This window comes from Chitinophaga alhagiae (genome assembly GCF_003568665.1).
Lineage (GTDB): Bacteria > Bacteroidota > Bacteroidia > Chitinophagales > Chitinophagaceae > Chitinophaga > Chitinophaga alhagiae.
The window spans coordinates 2,438,139-2,456,299 of record NZ_QXMH01000001.1 but is presented as its reverse complement, the minus strand read 5'-3'; the positions used below and the strand labels follow the sequence as shown (position 1 = coordinate 2,456,299).

Here is an 18,161-nt window from a genome sequence, read left to right as displayed (position 1 = left end):
GTATAATTAAAATTCGTTGATAAAAATCTCAAAGTTGCCGGCGGCAGCGGCTTTCAGCAGGAGGGCCTGCCATACGTTGCTGTAGGCCACGTCCCGGTCGGTTTCAGCACGGTTCAGAGAGTACAGGGCCTGCGTTACGTCTACCAGCGTGGCCAGGCCGTTCTGGTACATTACGGATTTCTGCAGGTAGGCCTCTGAAGCAGACCTGATCTGCACATCCGCTTCGCGGTAGTTATTCAGCGCGTTCTTCATTTTCACGTCTGCCAGTACCATCTGGGCTTTCAGCTGCTGGTCCGCCACTTCCATTTCATACTGCAGCGCCTTGGAAGCAAATGCCTGTGCGGCAGATTGCTGCTTTACCCGCAGGGGCGAGGTCAGGTTCCAGGTAACGCCAATGCCCAGCAGGTAATTGGTGCGGGAGGGCTTTATCCCGTCCCAATAATTATGGGTGAACGCCGTCTGGTCTGTAGCGTAGGAAGAGCTGAAGCCGGAGGCCCGGGTTTGCAACACGCTGAAAAATGAAAAGGCGGGGAAGTTGAGGGTCTTGATGTATTTCTCCTGCTCCCGGCTCAGGTTGATGCGGCTTTGATAGAACTGCAGCACCGGGTGGCGGGCGGTATTGAGCGTAACCGTGTCTGTTACCAGGGCGGGCAGGCGGGAGAGTATACCGCTGTCCAGCACAAAATGCCCGGGCGCCACGCCCATGAACTGGGCCAGTTGGTTGCCCTGTTCCTGTTCCACATCCAGCGAGCGGGTGAGGGCAATACGGGCGTTAGATACTTCCGCGCTGGCCAGGGAAGAGTCTACGCCGGCAATGAGACCGTTGGCGGCCCGCCGCTTCACTACGGCCCTGAAGGTATCGGCCCTTTCCAGGTTGCGCTCCCAGGAGCGGGTGAGGCGCTGCGCGGCCAGCAGGTTCAGGTAATTGGCCGCCACCCTTACTTCGTGCCGGAACTGCTCCTGCAGCCTGTCATGTTCGTCACGACTGGCCACTGACTCCGCTGCTTTTATCTTTTCCCTGGCCCGGCCAAAGGCAAAAAATTCCCAATTGATATTGGCCAGGTACAAGGCCCCAAAAGCCGCGTTCCAGTTCTGGTCTGGCAGCGGCAGGCCGGAGGAGGCTACGCCCAGGCCACCAAAGCCGTAAAGAGGGCCGTTCTGGCCGTTTACCGTGCCGTAATCTTGCTGGGCGGATACGCTCAGGTTAGGTAAATAATCTCTGCGGGCTTGCTCTGCCGTGGCTTTCGAAGCATTTGCGTAGTTGGCTTTGGCCTTGATCGTCCCATAATTGTTCAGCGCTGTTTGTACGGCATCTTTCATGGTCAGCACCTGCCCCCTTGCGGCGGCGGCGCTCAAAAAACACGTTACCAGTAGAAGCAGATGAACAGGATAGCGTCTTGTCATCTTCGATTAAAATGAGCGGTTATGATAGCATGGCAGCTCTAAAGCTGAATTTTCTCATGCAAATAGCGCTCATCATTTTGAAGTAATTTTGAAGAAGCGCCTGCCTGGGGGAAGGCCACCTCTACAATATGCCGCTCAGACGCGTAGTGGTAGCGGATCTGGAAAGAATTTATTTCGCAGATCTGTTTTACAATAGAAAGACCGATGCCAATGGAATTATTGCACTGGCTGCCCTTTTTGAAGCGCTGGAACATGTCTTCCGTAGGCCCTTCCGGCGGGCGGCCGGTGTTTTTGATCACCAGGCAGCGGCGGTTAAGGCTCACTTCTATGCAGCCCTGGGGTATGTTGTGGCGAATGGCGTTGCTGATAAGGTTGTTGAGCAGGATGTCTGCCAGCGAGGCATGCAATTTTACATCTACATCCGGATCTATACTGCATTCCAGCCGGAGAGACTTCAGGGCTATCAGGTCCCCGAAGGCGTTGACGGCCTCCTGGGCGTACCGGCTGAGGCTCACTTCCTGCTCGGTCTCATATTCGTTGTTTTCCAGCCGGGATAGCAGAATGAGCGAACGGTTGATACGGGTCAGCTTGTCTACTGCGTTCTGCATGTCTGTGATCAGCGCCGCCTGGCCACCCTGTATGTCTGACTCAGACAATAATTCCAGCTTGCTGCGGATAATGGCCAGGGGCGTTTGCAGCTCATGGGAGGCATTTTCGGAAAATTCTTTCAGGGAAAGATAGTCATCTACCGCCTTGTCTGTCATTTTCCCTACAAAACAGTTCAGTTCCTTAAACTCCTTGACACGCGTAGGCGGCAGCACCAGCTTTTTCTTTGATTTGAGGCTGAAGCGCTGCAGCTTTTTGAGCGTACTGTAAAACGGCGCCAATACAATGCGGGAAGCCAGCCGCGCCGTTAGTACCACCAGGCCTATAAGGATGATCAGTTTCCACATAATAGAGGTACGAAGGCCCGCCAGTATCTGTTCCGAGCGGGACACATAGTCTCCGGAGGTGATGCGGTAATGTTTGCCGTTGATGGTATGGTAAGAGGCTACGGTAATTTTACGGTCATTGTCACGCAGCTCCGGGTCATGGGTCACATCCCGCTCCGTGATCGCGTACTGGCCTTCCGGCGTGGGGCCGGACATGCTTTCCACCTTTATCCGGCAGCCCTGGGTATATTCGCCCGGCACCTCTCCTTTCTCCAGCTGGCCGGCCACCCGCACGTTCACATGCTTCAGCCGTTCAATGGCCGCCTTGTCTATTTCCCGCTTGATACTCTGATAGGTGATAACGCTGTTGATGGGAATAATGATCAGCGTAACGCCGAGGAACCAGAGCGTGAACTTGTCAACAAGTTTCATTTTGCAACTATTTTAGAGGCTGAAGGAACATTCCGGGGAATGTGTCATTCACTGTTTTGATGTATTGAATTTATATCCCAGGCCGTACACTGTGCTTATATAGTCCGTTCCTTTGGCTGCGCTGATCTTCTTGCGGATGTTTTTTACATGCTGGTATACGAAGTCGAAATTGGCGAGGTTGTCTGTATAGTCTCCCCAAAGGTGCGCCGCTATAGACTGGCGGGAAAGCACCCGGTTCTTGTTCACGATAAAATAGAGCAGCAGGTCAAATTCCTTGCGCGTCACATCCAGCAGGGTCTCGTTCACATGCGCTTCCAGGGTATCTATGTTAAGGCTGATCTCGTTAAAGGTGATCATGTTGCTGCCGTTCAGCTTCTTGCGGCGGTAAATGGCCCGCAAGCGGGCATGCAGCTCCGGCAGGTGAAAGGGTTTGGTCAGGTAATCATCCGCCCCTTCTTCCAGGCCGGCCACCTTATCGTCCAGCGAGTTTTTGGCGGAGAGGATGAGAATGCTGCTCTGGATACGCTCCTGCCGCATGAAAGACAATATCTGCAGGCCATTCCCGTCTGGCAACATAATGTCCAGCAACACACAGTCATACTGGAAAGAGATGAGTTTGTCCTGCGCATCGCGGATATTATAGCTCACTTCACAGATGTATCCCTCCCTGGCCAGAAATTCGGATATACTGCTGGCCAGTTCCAGATTGTCTTCTATCAGCAACACTTTCATAATTTCCGCAAATTACACACAAATTTGAAGCAAATTTGAAGGCAAACGGGACAGAATGTCGATAAAAAATCTTATCTTAATGTTTAATCTATTGAAAACCAAAGACCCATTAATCTAGCACAGGATTTGCAAGCATACAGCCCGTAAAACCTATAAATATGAAACCATATCCGGTACTATTGTTAGGGATGGCCCTGCTGGCAGCATGCGCAGGCCCTTCCTCAGAAAAGAAAGCAGCAGAAGAAGACAGCGCCTCCGCCGTTACTGAAATAGAGCACACTACAAACATCAGCGCCTACATTGAGGGCATAGACGATTATGCGGGCACGGGAGGGCGTATGCTCACCGCGCATGATTTTGCCGTGGCGGACAATTCGTCCGGCCTGGTAGCCATTTATTCGTCTACCGGCAAGCCGCTGCGCCTGTACCTCTACCCGGAAAGCCAGCAGTCAGGCAACGCTACGGAAAGCTGGATCTACCTGGATACGCTCAATGGCAAGCCCATTATGTTCCGCGAAGTGGTGAAAGAAGCAAACCAGGTGAGGGAAAACAGTTTTTACTACAAAGGCGATGCCCTGGCCCATTCCGAAAGCCGTGTGGCGGCAGACCTGGCAGCGCTGAACGATGCGGAGTTTGGCCCGTACAAATCTCCCTACCCGGAAAACGACTACCGCATGAAACCGGCGGAAGTGAACACCCTGGCCACACAAGTGATGGCAGCCGTGCGCTCCCAGCGAAAAGACCTGAGCAAGGTAGCCAACGAAATGCGCCTGCTGGGCGCCTCCCACTGGGCCACGGGTAACGAGCCGGGCTGGTCGCTGGCCATTATCCCGCACGAAAAGATCATTTTCACCGGCAACTACGGGGCGGACAAATTTGAGCTGCCTTACGCAGATGTGCAAAAAGGCAATAAAGATGCCGCGGAGTTCAGCACCAGCGGCAACGGGCATACCCTCTCCGCCCGCTTTGAACCCCAAAGATGTACGGATGATGCCGGTAAAAAGCATGAAATGACAGTAACGGTAACGGTAGACGGTAAAGTGCTGAAAGGCTGCGGGGATATGCTGTATTGACGTTTCCATACCGTATTCATAAAAAGCGAACGGGCCGCCTGTTAAGAGGCGGCCCGTTTTTTATTTCTTCAGCTTCGCAAACGCGTCCAGCCCGGATTTGAGCCAGTTGGCATAGGTAGGTATGTCTGGCGTATAAGCCACCGGGTAAGTGAGCAGCTGTTCGTCAGGACTGATCAGTACATACAGCGGCTGCGAGTTGTTGATAAAGTTAACCGTTTGCATGGTGGCAAATTTGTTCCCGATGGTAACGATCTCTTTCTTCTTGCCGTCTGGGAACTCATACAGGAAACGCTCTTCATCCGGGAGCTTGGCGCGGTCGTCCGTATAGAGCGATACCAGTATGTAATTGTCTTTGATCAGCGCATGCACCTCGGGGTCCGTCCACACGTTCTCTTCCATGTTGCGGCAGTTTACGCAGGCCCAACCGGTGAAGTCTATGAGAATGGGTTTGTTCTTCTCTTTAGCCAGCGCAAGGGCCTTTTCGTAATCATTGATCACGTCTGGCTCCACGGCGCCTTTTTCATGGGCATTGTTGCCGTACCAGCTGTAAGACATGGGGGGCGCAAAGCCGCTCATGAGCTTCAGACGGGCGTATTTGGTATTGGTAACACCGGGCAGCAGGTAAATGGTGAAAGCGCCGAAGAGGATGGCAAAGAACCATCTTACCTTGCTCATTTTTACGCCGGTACGCTGCAGCTTCCAGTTGAAGCCTAACAGGTACATGGTGAGGCAAATGCCGATAATGATCCAGATGAGGAAGAAGGTTTCCCGGTGCAGAATGCCCCAGTGTGTTACCAGGTCTGCGTTGGAAAGGAATTTTACGGCCAGTGCCAGCTCAATATACCCCAGCACCACTTTCACGGAACCAAGCCAGCCGCCTGACTTGGGCAGGGTGCTGAGCCAGTTGGGAAAGAGGGCGAAGAGGGCAAAGGGCAATGCCAGGGATACGCCGAAACCGGCCATACCGGCGGTGAGCAGCCAGGCGCCGCCGTCAGAGTTGAGGGAGCCTGCCAGCAGCGAGCCCAAAATAGGGCCGGTGCAGGAGAAAGATACCACCACCAGTGTGAGGGCCATAAAGAAAATACCTACCAGCGTGCCTTTGTTGGCTTTGGAATCTGCCTTGCTGGCCAACCCGCTGGGCAGGGTAATGTCAAACACCCCGAAGAAGGAGATAGCAAACACTACGAATACGGCAAAGAAGAACAGGTTCAGCCACACGTTGGTGGAGATGTTATTGAATATTTCCGGTTCAGCCGCGCCCGCAATATGGAAGGGCACACTGAACAGCACATAGATCAGGAAAATAAAAAAGCCGTACATGGTGGCATTAAAAATGCCTTTCTTTTTATCCTGCGCGCTCTTGGTGAAGAACGAAACAGTGAGCGGTATCATGGGGAACACGCAGGGCGTGATCAACGCTACAAGGCCGCCAAGGAAGCCCAGCAGGAAAATGAACCAGGGGTTGGTCTCCCCTTCGTTACCGATGCCGCCTACTTTGTTGACCGGGTTTTTCAGGTCTATGTTAGCGCGTTTCAGTTCGTTGGCCTTGTCTGCGGAGGCCTGCAGCCCGCCTTTGCCCACGGTGAGGTTGCCGGCCGCGTCCGCATTGAAACGGAAGGGTGTTTCTTCCGGGTTGATCTCATCCCCTTTGATCACCATGTAGGTAAGGATGCCTTTAATGTCTTTTGCCGGGCCGCTGTATTGTACGGTGGCCTGTATATCTACCCCGCCTTCAAAGTATTTGATCTCCATATTGTCCAGTACAGGCTCCGCGGCTTTTTTTAGCTCGCCGGCCTCTGTGATGCCGGTAATGGAAGCGCGGGTGGCGCTGAGGCTGTCCAGCACAATACGCGTGTTGGGATCATCGTCTCCCATGGTGGTGGAGAACAACCTCCAGCCTTCGCCCAGGGTGGCTTTGAAATGTAAGAGGTATACACCTTCGCTTTTCTTTTCCGCCGCAAAATCCCAGCTCACCAGCTTAGGTATGGAATCCGCTTCCTGCGCCTGCGCCGTGGGGCGGAACATGAGCAGGAAGCTGGTTATAAGGAGCAGTAATTGTTTCATAGTTTTTCTTCTTGTTTCCTTCATACACCCGCCAGGTAGCGGGAATATTTCATATGTACGATAGACTTAACAGGCTATGCTAAACGTACATGCAAAAACGAGTTCCTTGAAAAAGAACTCGTTCCTGTTATATCTGAAAGATATCCGTTGTGATATTGGTCACCTTTACTTTCCTCCCAGGTTAACGGTAAAGGGTATTTCGGTGGGCGGCAGGCACTGATGGTCGTCACACACCATAAACTCAACGCTGCCTTTCAGCTTGGTGGCAGCCTTGCCTTTCACGGTCACTTTTTGCACAAATGACACGGTATTTTCGTAATACTTCAGTTCTGAGTTGAAGTTCTTGTCAAATGCTTTATGGAGCTTGCCTTGTTCTTTAGGTTTACCGGCCACTGTTACCAGCGGGTTTTTGGTAAACTTGATAGAGGTAGGGATGGGCCCTTCTCCGGCTTCCTGCGCATACAGGTGCCAGCCTCTTTCGATAGTAGCTGTTGCAGTCACTTCATATACCTGCCCGCCTACGTTCTTGGCTGAAAAATCCCATTTCACAGGGTTTTCTTCCTGGGCTACCGCCAGTACGGGCAATGCGAACATGCACAGCGCAACGAGTAATTTCTTCATAGTCCTTTTTTTCTGGTTGGTGGTTGATCCGGTTTTTTAAACCTTAGTTGTTATTAATCAGGCTCTGGAAGATGAGCTGCCCGTCCCGGTTACCCAGCAGTTCGTTGCTGGCCCTTTCAGGGTGCGGCATCATTCCGAACACGTTTTTCTCTTTGTTGCTGATACCGGCAATGTTACGTACGGCACCATTCGGGTTAGCTTCTTCAATTATATTGCCAAATTCATCACAATACCTGAAAATCACCTGATTGTGCTTAAAAAGCCCGTCCAGCGTGGCCTCGTCAGCATAGTACCTGCCTTCGCCGTGAGCAATGGGTATCATCAGCGGGCGGCCGGCCACGTCTTTCGTGATAGACGTATGCAGGTTCTCACTTTTCATGAAGATATTCTTGCAGATGAACTGCTGGTTCTGGTTTTTCAGCAGCGCGCCAGGCAGCAGGCCGGCCTCGCACAGGATCTGGAAACCGTTGCACACACCTATTACGCGGCCGCCTTTGTTGGCAAATTCCACCACGCTCTGCATCATGGGGCTGAATTTGGCAATGGCCCCGCAGCGCAGGTAGTCGCCATAAGAAAAGCCGCCAGGCAGCAAAATGCAATCTTCCGTACTGAACATGCTCAGATCTTTGTCCTTATGCCAGAGGGAGATCACCTCCTGGTTCAGGTCGTACTGAAGGGCATCAAGCATGTCTTGATCGCAATTTGAACCGGGAAATGTAACTACTCCAAATTTCATCTCTTTATAATTGTTTGAATATCTGCTTTAATGGTTTGTCGGGAAACAGCAAAATTACTGACCATTACGCAATTTCCAATCACCGCTCATCAGATTTTATGATTCCCATAACATCAATGGGAAAAGTATTGCATAATAATTACATATGCCAGCACCAGGAAGTGCAGGGCATTGGCAAAGGTATTGTTGGTAATGGTCCAGAACACGTTGCCGGCAAAAAGGGACAGCGGCAATATGGCCAGTACCCAGTAGGCGGGGGTAAAGCTGGCGCTGAAAAACGGGATGAAAATAGCCACCACCACGTACACGGCCATGGCAGACCATATTTTGCGCCCCTGTATGAGCATTTTGTTGAATGTACGCTGCAGCATGACCCAGCCGGTCACAAAAAAGAGCAGGGATACCACAAAGGCGCCCCAAACCTTGTAATTGGTGATCATGGGCAGGTGGAAGCTGACGCGGGGCAGGGTTTCAATGGCGTCCCACCGGTTGGTGAGAAAGAGCCAGGTACCCAGCAGGTAAAAAGGGCAAAGCAGGCCCATCAAGCCAATGATCCACTCTGCCAGCCGGAAAGCGCGCATGATGAGCAAGCTGATAAAGAGCAGGGCCACAAACAGGATGGCCGGGAAGTAGAACAGCCCGCATATGCCCAGGGCAAACCCGATGTTGAAGGCCACATCCCGGGCGGACGTGCGCATGTACAGGTCTGTAATGCCTGAAAATATCCAGAGCATGATGGTATTGACCAGCACGGCCGGCGAAAATACGTTCCAGCTTTCCAGCAGGGAGGTGAATAGCAGGAAACACATGGCCGGCAGGTACGTATCCTTGGCAAAGAGGCGGTGGTTATTGATGATACGGGTGAGCAGCAGGGCCTGCAAAAACTGCAGCAGAATGGCCAGGGTGGTAAAAAAAATGGGGCTTTTGCCCACCAGGCTTTCCAGCCAGGCCGTTAACGCACTGTATACCAACCCTTCAGAGCCGTCTGCGAGGTAAACAGACGGGTTGAGAAGATAGTAGAATTTAACGAACAGGGTGTATATGAACAGCAGCAATACCGTTAGGGGATTGCCTGATCGGAAAAAACGTATCACGGTGCAAAGGTGTGATTAAAAGTCAATTTTAGCAAAGCAAATATAATTCCTGTAAATACAGGGTATCAACACACTTCGCCCGCTGATCTGCTTGCCGTAGCGGGGCATCCAGGTAAACCCTTTGTCCAGGTTGCGCAGGGTAGGCTTGCGGTTCACCTTCCCGTCCGGCCCAATGGTGTTCTCAGACAGTACGTACTGCCGGCGGTCCAGCTCGTTGAACAGGAAATGCAGCTCGCTGCCCACGTTCACCAGCATGTAGCTCAGGTACAGGTCTGCCCCGTCGTCAAACTGGCTTTTGTGTACAAAATTGCTGTATTGCAGCTCTCCCTGCTCGTCAAAGGCCAGGATGGCAATGTTGTCGTAGTGATAACGGGTGCCCTGCCCGTCGTTCCAGCCGTAAGGGTTGTAGTAATACGGGGAGTAGGGCGAATAGTAGTAAGGATTATACCCCCCGTAGCCGCCGTACATATAGTTCCAGCGGTTCCAGGGCTGGGTGCGGGAGGTGGTGTAATATGCTTCTGCCGTGAGCAGGAAGCCCCCGTTACGGGTATTGACTATTTTACGGATAAAATAATCGTTGAAGGCCGCGGCGGTGGAAGCGTCTCCCCGGGCGCTCTGCTTCAGCTGCGGGGTGAAGGCGGTAGCCCTTTCAAACAACCGGGAGCCGTTGGTACAATCCAGCCGCAGCATGTACATCCCTTCCACATTGCCCCGCTTCTGCTTGTAATAAAAAGACGTAATGAGCGCCTGTTTTTCCGGGTTGTTCAGTTTCAGCTTTACCTCGTCCAGCAGCAGGTTTTTGGTTTCAAAGGGGTATACTTCAAAGCTGTCTATCACCGCCCGTTTCATGACCACGTTGCCGTTAACGATATAGTCCCGGTTGCTGGTGCGCTCCAGCTTGGTAAAGATGAGATCTCCTTCGTTGTTCAGGTTAAAATTGCTGAGAAACTGGCGTTTAGCCTCCATGGGGAGAGACACGCGGCTGTTATTCACCAGGTTGAAGGAACTGTCATACAGGAAGGTGTAGAACACATGGTTGTCTTCCTTGTCCTGGTTGATCTTGTAGACCAGTATGCGGTTCTTGTCTTCCGATATTTCTACAGAATATATTTTGTTTTCCCGTGAAAAGTTGCCGATGCGGGTGGAATCTACCATGATGGGAGCGGTCAGGAACTGGCCATCTCCGTTTACGGTACCGCAGAAGCTGTACACGGCGTCTCTCCGCTGAAACTGGTAGATCATGAACGCCTTGTCCTGGTAATTCACAAAATCCACACTGATGAGTTTTTTCGGCAAAAAGTCCAGCTTCACACGATCTTTCAGTTGCATAGCGTTATCATATACGGAGATATGATATTCGCCCCGGTCGGCTTTATACACCAGAATGTTCCCGGAAACCCTGCCGATGATCTCAAATTCCGTGGTCTTATAATCGTCCCGCTCCGGCTCTGAATAAGTGATCTTTTGGGCAGTGGCCATCGTACTGCACAGCACGAACACACAAATTGGTACGATATGACGAATGCGCATGGATAATTATTTAAGATTTTGATATAGGATAAACGCTGTAATACCCGATTTTATGCAAGCTCTTGCTTCAAACCTACACGAAAATTATGTGATTGCAAAGCCTGACGGGTTGCACGGCATATATTTGGGCTGTACGGACATTGTTTTTAAAACAGGCGCAATTAATTCTGTAATTTTATTCCATCATTTTTTCCAAAAGCTGGCGTTAATTATATGATGGATACGGTATTGGTTACTGGCGGCACTGGCCTTGTAGGCAGGGCACTAACGGCCTTTCTTATTGAAAGGGGATTCAAGGTGATTGTACTCACCCGCCGGAAACTGGCCTCGGACCACCCCCAGTTGCAGTACGCCCGCTGGGACCTTGACCGCAAGGTACTGGATACCACCGCCTTACGGCAGGCAGACCATATTATTCACCTGGCCGGCGCCAATGTGGCCCAGGGGCGGTGGACGAGCGCCCGCAAGCAGGAGATCCTCAACAGCCGGGTGCAAAGCAGCCAGTTGCTGTACGATCACCTTCGCCTTCACCCCAACAAAGTACGGCAGGTGATCAGCGCTTCGGCCACCGGCTACTACGGCCCCTATACCGGCAGCATTTTTACAGAAAACGATCCTGCGGCAGACGATTTCCTGGGTACTACCTGCCAGGCCTGGGAAAATAGCGTGCGGCAGATGGAAGACCTCGGCAAAAAGGTGATCATACTACGCACGGGCCTGGTGATGAGCCTGAAAGGCGGCGCACTGAAGGAATTTTACAAACCCGTCAGACTGGGCTTTGCCACCGTAATGGGCAACGGGGAGCAGTGGGTAAGCTGGATACACCTGCAAGACCTGGTACGGTTATATTTCAATGCGGTGGTGAACGACGGGCTGAACGGCGTTTACAATGCCGTAGCGCCTCACCCCGCCACCAATCATGAGCTCATTACATCGCTGGCGCGGGCCGCCAAGGGCAATGGTTTTGTGACCATGCATGTACCGGCTTTTGCACTGAAGCTGGCTTTGGGGGAAATGAGCGTGGAGGTGCTGAAGAGCGTGAAAGCATCCGCGGGGAAGATCCTGCAAACAGGCTTCCAGTTCTCCTACCCTACGGTGGCGGAAGCAATGGAGCAGATCCTGCGGGAGAAACAATAGGCAGGAACAGCGGAACATATCTAACGAAAAAACAGTACGCTGCGGCCTTGCCGGCTGCCGGACAAACTTTACCGGGGCAAGGCGTCTTATTCCCGTCTTACAACCCTAACGCAGCTAAGAGGGCCTTTGCCTTCAAGCCGCATTCTTCGAACTCCTTTTCCGCATCGCTGTAGAACGTAATGGCAGAGCCGGTCTGGAAGGAAATATACTTTTGTTCCGCGTTATAAAGAATGCTCCTGATCACTACATTAAAATCAAAATCCCCTTCCGGCGTGATGTAGCCAACAGCGCCGGAAAACAACCCGCGCCGCGTTTTTTCATATTGTTCTATCAGTTCCATCACCCGTACTTTGGGCGCGCCCGTCATGGAGCCCATAGGGAAGGCGTGGCGGATGGCGTCTGTGAAATGGAAACGGTCATCCAGCGTGGCAGACACGGTAGAGATCATGTGATGCACTTGCGGGAAGGTATATATGCCGAACAGCTCTTCCACCCGCACGCTGCCCTGTACCGCGGTACGGGAAAGGTCGTTACGCACCAGGTCTACGATCATCACATTTTCAGCCTGCTCCTTGGCGCTGCTGCGCAGGGCCTGCTGCAAGGCCGCATCCTGCGCCGGGTCTGCAGCGCGTTTAGCCGTGCCCTTTATAGGCTGGGAAATAATGCGGCTGCCTTTTTTCTGCAAAAACCTTTCCGGGCTGGAGCATACAAGGTAGCGGTGATGCACTTTGTAGTAGGCGGCAAAGGGTGCGGGAGACAGTTGGTTGAGCCGGTGGAACAGGTGTTGCGGGGCATTGACGTCCGCTTCCAGGAATTGCTCCCGGCAGAAGTTCACTTCATAACAATCCCCCTTGCGGATATGCTCTTTCAGGGCGTTGACGGCGTTGAGATAATACGCCCGGTCCATCCGCGCCTGCAACGGGCCTGCATTGGCCAGTGCAACACGGCCGCCGCCGGGCTGCTCGCGCAGGCAGGCATTGAATATCTGCTGTGCTTCGGATGCGGTGAGGTGGTCTGCCTGTATAGTGAGTTGGCCGGTGTGGGAAGGGCCGTTACAGTTCCCGGCAACACCGGTTTTGTCCTGCAATGCATCTGCAGCAGATGCAGATACATTTTCCGGCGGCGTGCCCGATACAGTTACGGGCGGGGCCTCCGCTTCCCGCAACCGCAACAAATAACGCGGCCTGAAAAAAAAGAGGTCGGGAAAACCGATGCCGTCTACATGGGAAGAGGCCAGTTTCTCTGTTTCATTTTTCAGATCATACCCCAGGTGGCCAAAGAGCCAGCCGGGGCAGGCGGCATGCCATTCCCGGAGCTGGTGAAACGCGGTGCCAGCTGGGCACTGCAATATTTCTGCGGCGTCTGCGGCCAGCAGGGCTTCAGCGCTGCCGCCTGGAAGGCGGTATTCATTATTGTCCAAAAAACAACAAATGTTGAACCGGTTACCCCAGCTCAACATTTGTTCTTTGAATGCGCTTATATTATTTACAGGAAAACTGTATGATGGCACGTTTACAGATTAGAAATCATCATCATCGTCGTCAAAACGGTCATTAAACAAGCCCATGTCCTTGAACTCGTCATCTATGCCCAGGTCATCGTCGTCATCGGCAGACTTTTTACCGGGGCGGCCACGCTTGCTTTTGGGCTTGGGCATATCAAACTCCTCAAAATCAGGATCATAGTCCTCATCTTCACCTTTTTCCCAGGCATCATCGTCATCATCAAAGTCATCATCCTCCTCGTCATCATCATCGTCATCGTCCTTCTTTTTTCTGCCGCCGGCTTTGGCTGATTTCCTGGCGCCTTTTTTCGGCGCATCGTCATCATCCTCACCGTCGTCATCATCCTCCTCATCGTCTTCTTTTTTGGATTTTGCCGCAAGCTTATCTGATTTTTTTGAAGCAGCAGACTTCTGGGGAGCATCCTCCTCATCCTCCTCTTCATCCTCGTCTACTTCCTTTTTAGGCTTTGCACCAGCCTTCTTCTCAGAGGCTTTGTCAGTCTTTGGTGAAGTAGTTTTTTTAGTCTCTTTTTCTTTATCAGATTTTGATTTCATAATGGTACGTTACAATTAGATTCTAGGGTAAAGTTTTAACAGTTTTTTTGATTCGCCAAATTTTTTTTTGACTCTTTTTTTTGTATTTTTTTGACTTTACTTTTCGAGTATCTGGTCCCTGCCAGGGCCGTTTGACACGTATTGCACAGGTACCCCAAGGTAGCTCTCCACAAAAGATAGGAAATTTTTCATTTCACCGGGCAAAGCACTGTATTGGCGGCTTGCAGCAGTAGGGGCAGACCAGCCGGGGAAGCTCTCCAGCACGGGCTGGATGGTAAGGCCGTTTATCTGGAAGGGCATTTCTTTCGTTTGCTTACCGTTGATTTCATATGCCACGCAGGCACTGACGGTTTCGAAAGCATCCAGCACGTCGCTCTTGGTCATTACCAGCTGGGTAACGCCGCTGAGCATGCAGGTATAATCCAGCGCTACCAGGTCTATCCAGCCGCAACGGCGGGGCCGGCCGGTGGTGGCGCCAAATTCGTGGCCTGCCTGGCGCAGTGTTTCGCCGGTCTCGTCTTCCAGCTCGGTGGGGAAAGCGCCGCTGCCTACACGGGTGCAGTACGCTTTGGTGACCCCTATCACTTCGCGGATCCATTTGGGGGCAATACCCAGGCCGGTACAAACGCCGGCAGATATGGTATTGGAAGAGGTAACAAAAGGATAGGTACCGAAATCAACATCCAGCATGCTGCCCTGGGCGCCTTCCGCCAGCACTTTTTTGCCGGCCTTCAAATGGTTGTTGAGCCAGTATTCCCCGCTCACGATGTTCATTTCCCGGAGGAAGGCCACCGCTTCAAAAAAGTCTTTTTCCCATTCGGTGATATCTTCCGTAAAGTCGTAATTAGCCAGCAGTTGCAGGTGTTTGGCCTTGAGCTTGCCGTACAGCACCTCAAAATCAGGATGCAGCACATCCCCCACCCGCAGGCCGTTACGGCCGGTCTTGTCCATATAGGCGGGGCCTATGCCCTTGAGCGTGGAGCCGATCTTTTCATGGCCCTTGGCCAGCTCGGAAGCCTTGTCAAGCGCCCGGTGAGTAGGTACTATAATATGGGTCTTTTCCGCAATAAAAAGGTTCTTTTTCAGGTCAATGCCCAGTGCGGCCACCGTTTGGCATTCTTTCCGGAAAGTAACGGGGTCCAGCACCACACCGTTGCCAATGAGGTTGAGGGTATTGCCGTGGAACACACCGGAGGGGATGGTGTGCAGCACCACTTTCTGATTATTGACATACAGGGTATGCCCGGCGTTGGGGCCACCCTGGAAACGGGCTATAATGTCATATTTGCCCGCAAAATAGTCTACGATCTTGCCCTTGCCTTCATCGCCCCATTGCAGCCCCAGCAGTACATCTACCATTGTTTAAAAGTGATTTATGGTTTAAAAGAAGGAGCAAAAATAAGGCGATTGAACGACATGTGCCAGGAAATTAAATTAATCTTCCAGCCGGCTTACGCTCTGGATGCCTTCCAGGCCCTTAAGGCGCTCTACCAGCTCGTCCAGCTCGTCCTTGTCATGCACAAATACCTTGATCAGCCCTTCAAAGAGGCCTTCCCTTGACTCAATGGTGAGCCCGGCAATGTTGATCTTCAGCTCGCCGGAGATAATATTGGTGATCTTGTGAATGACCCCCACATCGTCCATACCGATGATGCGCAGGCCCGTCAGGAAGGAGATTTCCCGGTTTTTCACCCACTTGGTCTTTACCACCCGGTGCCCGTAGTGGGAAAGCAGCTGCGCGGCGTTGGGGCAGTTGGTGCGGTGGATCTTCAGGCCTTCGCTGGCGGTGATGAAGCCGAACACGTCGTCTCCCGGAATGGGGCGGCAGCAGTTGGCCAGCTTGTAGGCGATCTTGTCAGAGCTTTCCCCGAAAATGATCAGTTCCGCGTCCTTTTTGGAGGGTTGCTTGTGGTGCTCTTCCACCACCGGCTCCTGGGGTTTCACGGGCTTGGGCGGCTCCAGCTTGTCTCCCAGCACATGGAACTGCTTCAGCTCCTTGAGGTCTATGTTGCGAACGGCTATCTGGTAGTACAGGTCCAGCGGGGACGGCTGTTTGTAGAACTGTACCAGCTCGTTGATGTTATACTGGCTGGGGGAGGCCTTCATGTGATCCAGCTTGCGGTGCAACAGCTCCTTCCCGTCCATGGCCACTTTCCGCTTCTCTTCCTTGAGCGCGTCCTTGATCTTGCTTTTGGCCTTGGCAGTCAGTACAAAATTGAGCCAGTCTTCAGACGGCTTTTGTTTGTTGGAAGTGATGATCTCCACCTGGTCCCCGCTGCGCAGTTTATGGCTGAGGGGCACCAGCTTGTAGTTGACCTTGGCGCCGATACACTTGTTACCCACGGCGCTGTGGATGGAATAGGCAAAATCAAGGGCGGTAGAGCCTACCGGCAGTATTTTGAGGTCTCCCTTGGGGGTATATACATAGATTTCCTCAGTAAAAAGGTTGCTTTTGAAATCCGCCAGGAAGTCAAGCGTATTGGAATCAGGGCTGTTCAGGATCTCCCTGATCTGGCTGAACCACTGCTCAAACTTGGACTCCTGCACGCTCTGGTTGCCTTCTTTATAGCGCCAATGCGCGGCCACGCCTTTTTCCGCATAGTCGTTCATACGTTTGGAGCGGATCTGCACCTCCACCCATTTGCCGTTGGGGCCCATTACCGTTACGTGCAGGGCCTCATAGCCGTTGCTTTTAGGGTTGCTCAGCCAGTCTCGCGTGCGTTCGGGGCTGGGATGGTAAAAGTCCGTAATGATGGAATACACCTTCCAGCAGTCTGCCTTTTCCTTTTCCAGCGGCGTATCCAGGATGATGCGGATGGCAAAGAGGTCATACACCTCTTCAAACTGCACGCCCTTGGTCTTGATCTTGTTCCAGATGGAGTGGATGCTTTTGGGGCGGCCGTATATTTCGAATTGGAAGCCTTCTTCCTGCAGCACCTCCTTGATAGGCTTGATAAACTCGTTGATGTACCGGGTGCGCTCGCGTTTGGTTTCCTTGAGGCGGCGGGCAATTTCGCGGTATTGGTCCTGCTCGGTATACTTCATGGCCAGGTCTTCCATCTCGCTCTTGATGATGTAGAGGCCCAGCCGGTGCGCCAGGGGTGCATAAATAAACACCGTTTCAGAGGCTATTTTCAGTTGTTTTTCCCGGCTCATGCTGTCTAGCGTGCGCATATTATGCATACGGTCGGCCAGCTTGATGAGGATCACCCGGGGGTCGTCCGCCAGGGTGAGGAGTATTTTCTTGAAGTTTTCCGCCTGGGCGGTACTGGTATTGGAGTCTATAACAGTAGATATCTTGGTGAGGCCGTCTACAATATGGGCTATTTCAGAGCCGAACTCGCGTTCCACGTCTTCCAGCGTTACCTCGGTGTCTTCCACGGTATCGTGCAGCAGCGCGCAGATGGCGGAGCGCACCCCCAGGCCGATCTCTTCCACGGTGATCTGAGCTACGGCCAGCGGGTGGAGGATATAAGGCTCCCCGGATTTGCGGCGCATATCCTTGTGGGCATCGGCAGCCATTTCAAAGGCGGTACGAACCAGTTCCCTGTCCCCTTTTTTGAGGCGGGGCTTGAGGGCTCGTAAAAGGGCCCGGTAATGCCGGACTATCTCTTTCTTCTCCTGCTCTTCGTTGAGGTTATATTTTTGAACGGTCACAGTTTCCATGCTAACTCCAAAATTACGAAATAGCCGGCAGTATAAGAAGCGGCGGAAAGAGATTGAGACTCAGGGGGTTAGTTTCCTGTGGCGGTCCGTTCCAGGTGGCCCCGGTGGGGAAAATGCTGTTTTGAGCGAAGGAGTAAAGAAGCTGCAGCTGCATTCCTATGACATGCTGCGTATTGGCCAGCTGATGCTACAGAAAGGGAAATGGAAAACAAGCCTTCCGGCAACTGCAGGCTAACATCCGCCAGGCTGCAGATGCCCCTTCCGTTTCTCCGCCCGCCCATGCCACAGCCCTGCCTGTTTCCGGTAAAACATACAAGCTGCCTGCTAATTCCCTGGCCTGGGACAGCCTGCGCTTTACCTTCCAAAACCCGCATGAAGCCACCATGCAATGGGCTGGTAGAAAAATGACCTGCCCCGTTGGCCTGAACGGGGCAAATGCTTTTTCCGTCAACCCCATTACGCGGCTGCGGCAGGGATGCACCGCTGTGTGGACAACCCCGCAAACCCTTCACCTGCAATTGGACCTCATAGGCGCCATCAACCTGTATACACTCGATCTAACATTCTCCCGGGATGCGGCAACTGCCGAAATTACCCAGCATGAAGGCGCCGGGCTGAATAACGAAAAAATGACCGGTCGGGCCATACCGTGAAACGCCGCCGCCGGCTGCTTACGTTATG

General features: G+C 52.5%; 15 protein-coding genes. 3 read left to right on the top strand and 12 right to left on the bottom strand.

Translation table 11 applies throughout. From position 1 onward, the window contains the following. Positions 1-6: 6 nt before the first annotated feature. The 3 genes from D3A97_RS10005 to D3A97_RS09995 are packed head-to-tail and all read right to left on the bottom strand — an operon-like array spanning position 7 to position 3,500. Complete coding sequence (locus D3A97_RS10005) at positions 7-1,404, bottom strand: TolC family protein (protein ID WP_119078207.1); 1,398 nt, start codon at positions 1,402-1,404, stop codon at positions 7-9. Between the two features lie 38 nt (positions 1,405-1,442). Beyond that, the gene (porY, locus tag D3A97_RS10000; protein WP_119078206.1) at positions 1,443-2,768 is read right to left on the bottom strand and encodes a sensor histidine kinase; all 1,326 of its coding nucleotides are present in this window, start codon (positions 2,766-2,768) and stop codon (positions 1,443-1,445) included. Positions 2,769-2,816: 48 nt separating this feature from the next. Continuing rightward, positions 2,817-3,500, bottom strand: coding sequence for a response regulator transcription factor (locus D3A97_RS09995; RefSeq protein ID WP_119078205.1), 684 nt, complete (start codon positions 3,498-3,500; stop codon positions 2,817-2,819). Positions 3,501-3,658: 158 nt separating this feature from the next. Here D3A97_RS09995 and D3A97_RS09990 point away from each other — a divergent pair, with 158 nt between their 5' ends. Then, positions 3,659-4,573: a hypothetical protein gene (locus D3A97_RS09990; RefSeq protein WP_157986460.1), complete on the top strand. Its 915-nt coding sequence runs from the start codon at positions 3,659-3,661 to the stop codon at positions 4,571-4,573. 60 nt (positions 4,574-4,633) lie between these two features. On the opposite strand, the gene D3A97_RS09985 is transcribed toward D3A97_RS09990, so the two are convergent. The 5 genes from D3A97_RS09985 to D3A97_RS09965 all read right to left on the bottom strand — a co-directional run bounded on the left by D3A97_RS09985 (position 4,634) and on the right by D3A97_RS09965 (position 10,618). Continuing rightward, positions 4,634-6,637, bottom strand: a complete 2,004-nt coding sequence (locus D3A97_RS09985) for a protein-disulfide reductase DsbD family protein (protein WP_232825911.1) — start codon at positions 6,635-6,637, stop codon at positions 4,634-4,636. 165 nt (positions 6,638-6,802) lie between these two features. Beyond that, on the bottom strand, positions 6,803-7,258 hold the full coding sequence (locus D3A97_RS09980) for a protein-disulfide reductase DsbD domain-containing protein (RefSeq protein ID WP_119078203.1): 456 nt from the start codon (positions 7,256-7,258) through the stop codon (positions 6,803-6,805). Positions 7,259-7,301: 43 nt separating this feature from the next. After that, positions 7,302-7,994, bottom strand: a complete 693-nt coding sequence (gene purQ, locus D3A97_RS09975) for a phosphoribosylformylglycinamidine synthase subunit PurQ (protein WP_119078202.1) — start codon at positions 7,992-7,994, stop codon at positions 7,302-7,304. Positions 7,995-8,107: 113 nt separating this feature from the next. Next, positions 8,108-9,088, bottom strand: coding sequence for a hypothetical protein (locus D3A97_RS09970; RefSeq protein WP_157986459.1), 981 nt, complete (start codon positions 9,086-9,088; stop codon positions 8,108-8,110). Positions 9,089-9,103: 15 nt separating this feature from the next. Beyond that, positions 9,104-10,618, bottom strand: a complete 1,515-nt coding sequence (locus tag D3A97_RS09965) for a hypothetical protein (RefSeq protein ID WP_157986458.1) — start codon at positions 10,616-10,618, stop codon at positions 9,104-9,106. A gap of 213 nt (positions 10,619-10,831) precedes the next feature. Here D3A97_RS09965 and D3A97_RS09960 point away from each other — a divergent pair, with 213 nt between their 5' ends. Further along, on the top strand, positions 10,832-11,755 hold the full coding sequence (locus D3A97_RS09960; protein ID WP_232825910.1) for a TIGR01777 family oxidoreductase: 924 nt from the start codon (positions 10,832-10,834) through the stop codon (positions 11,753-11,755). A gap of 97 nt (positions 11,756-11,852) precedes the next feature. On the opposite strand, the gene D3A97_RS25030 is transcribed toward D3A97_RS09960, so the two are convergent. From D3A97_RS25030 to D3A97_RS09940, 4 genes are all read right to left on the bottom strand, one after another. Next, positions 11,853-13,175: an anthranilate synthase component I family protein gene (locus D3A97_RS25030; RefSeq protein WP_232825909.1), complete on the bottom strand. Its 1,323-nt coding sequence runs from the start codon at positions 13,173-13,175 to the stop codon at positions 11,853-11,855. A gap of 99 nt (positions 13,176-13,274) precedes the next feature. After that, the gene (locus tag D3A97_RS24820) at positions 13,275-13,814 is read right to left on the bottom strand and encodes a hypothetical protein (protein WP_157986457.1); all 540 of its coding nucleotides are present in this window, start codon (positions 13,812-13,814) and stop codon (positions 13,275-13,277) included. Positions 13,815-13,910: 96 nt separating this feature from the next. Beyond that, positions 13,911-15,173: an adenylosuccinate synthase gene (locus D3A97_RS09945; protein WP_119078199.1), complete on the bottom strand. Its 1,263-nt coding sequence runs from the start codon at positions 15,171-15,173 to the stop codon at positions 13,911-13,913. A gap of 75 nt (positions 15,174-15,248) precedes the next feature. Further along, entirely contained in the window at positions 15,249-17,480 is a 2,232-nt protein-coding gene (locus D3A97_RS09940; protein WP_119078198.1) for a RelA/SpoT family protein, read from the bottom strand. A gap of 383 nt (positions 17,481-17,863) precedes the next feature. Here D3A97_RS09940 and D3A97_RS09930 point away from each other — a divergent pair, with 383 nt between their 5' ends. Beyond that, positions 17,864-18,133 (top strand): hypothetical protein, encoded by a 270-nt coding sequence (locus D3A97_RS09930; protein ID WP_119078196.1) that lies wholly within the window; start codon positions 17,864-17,866, stop codon positions 18,131-18,133. Positions 18,134-18,161: the final 28 nt, after the last annotated feature.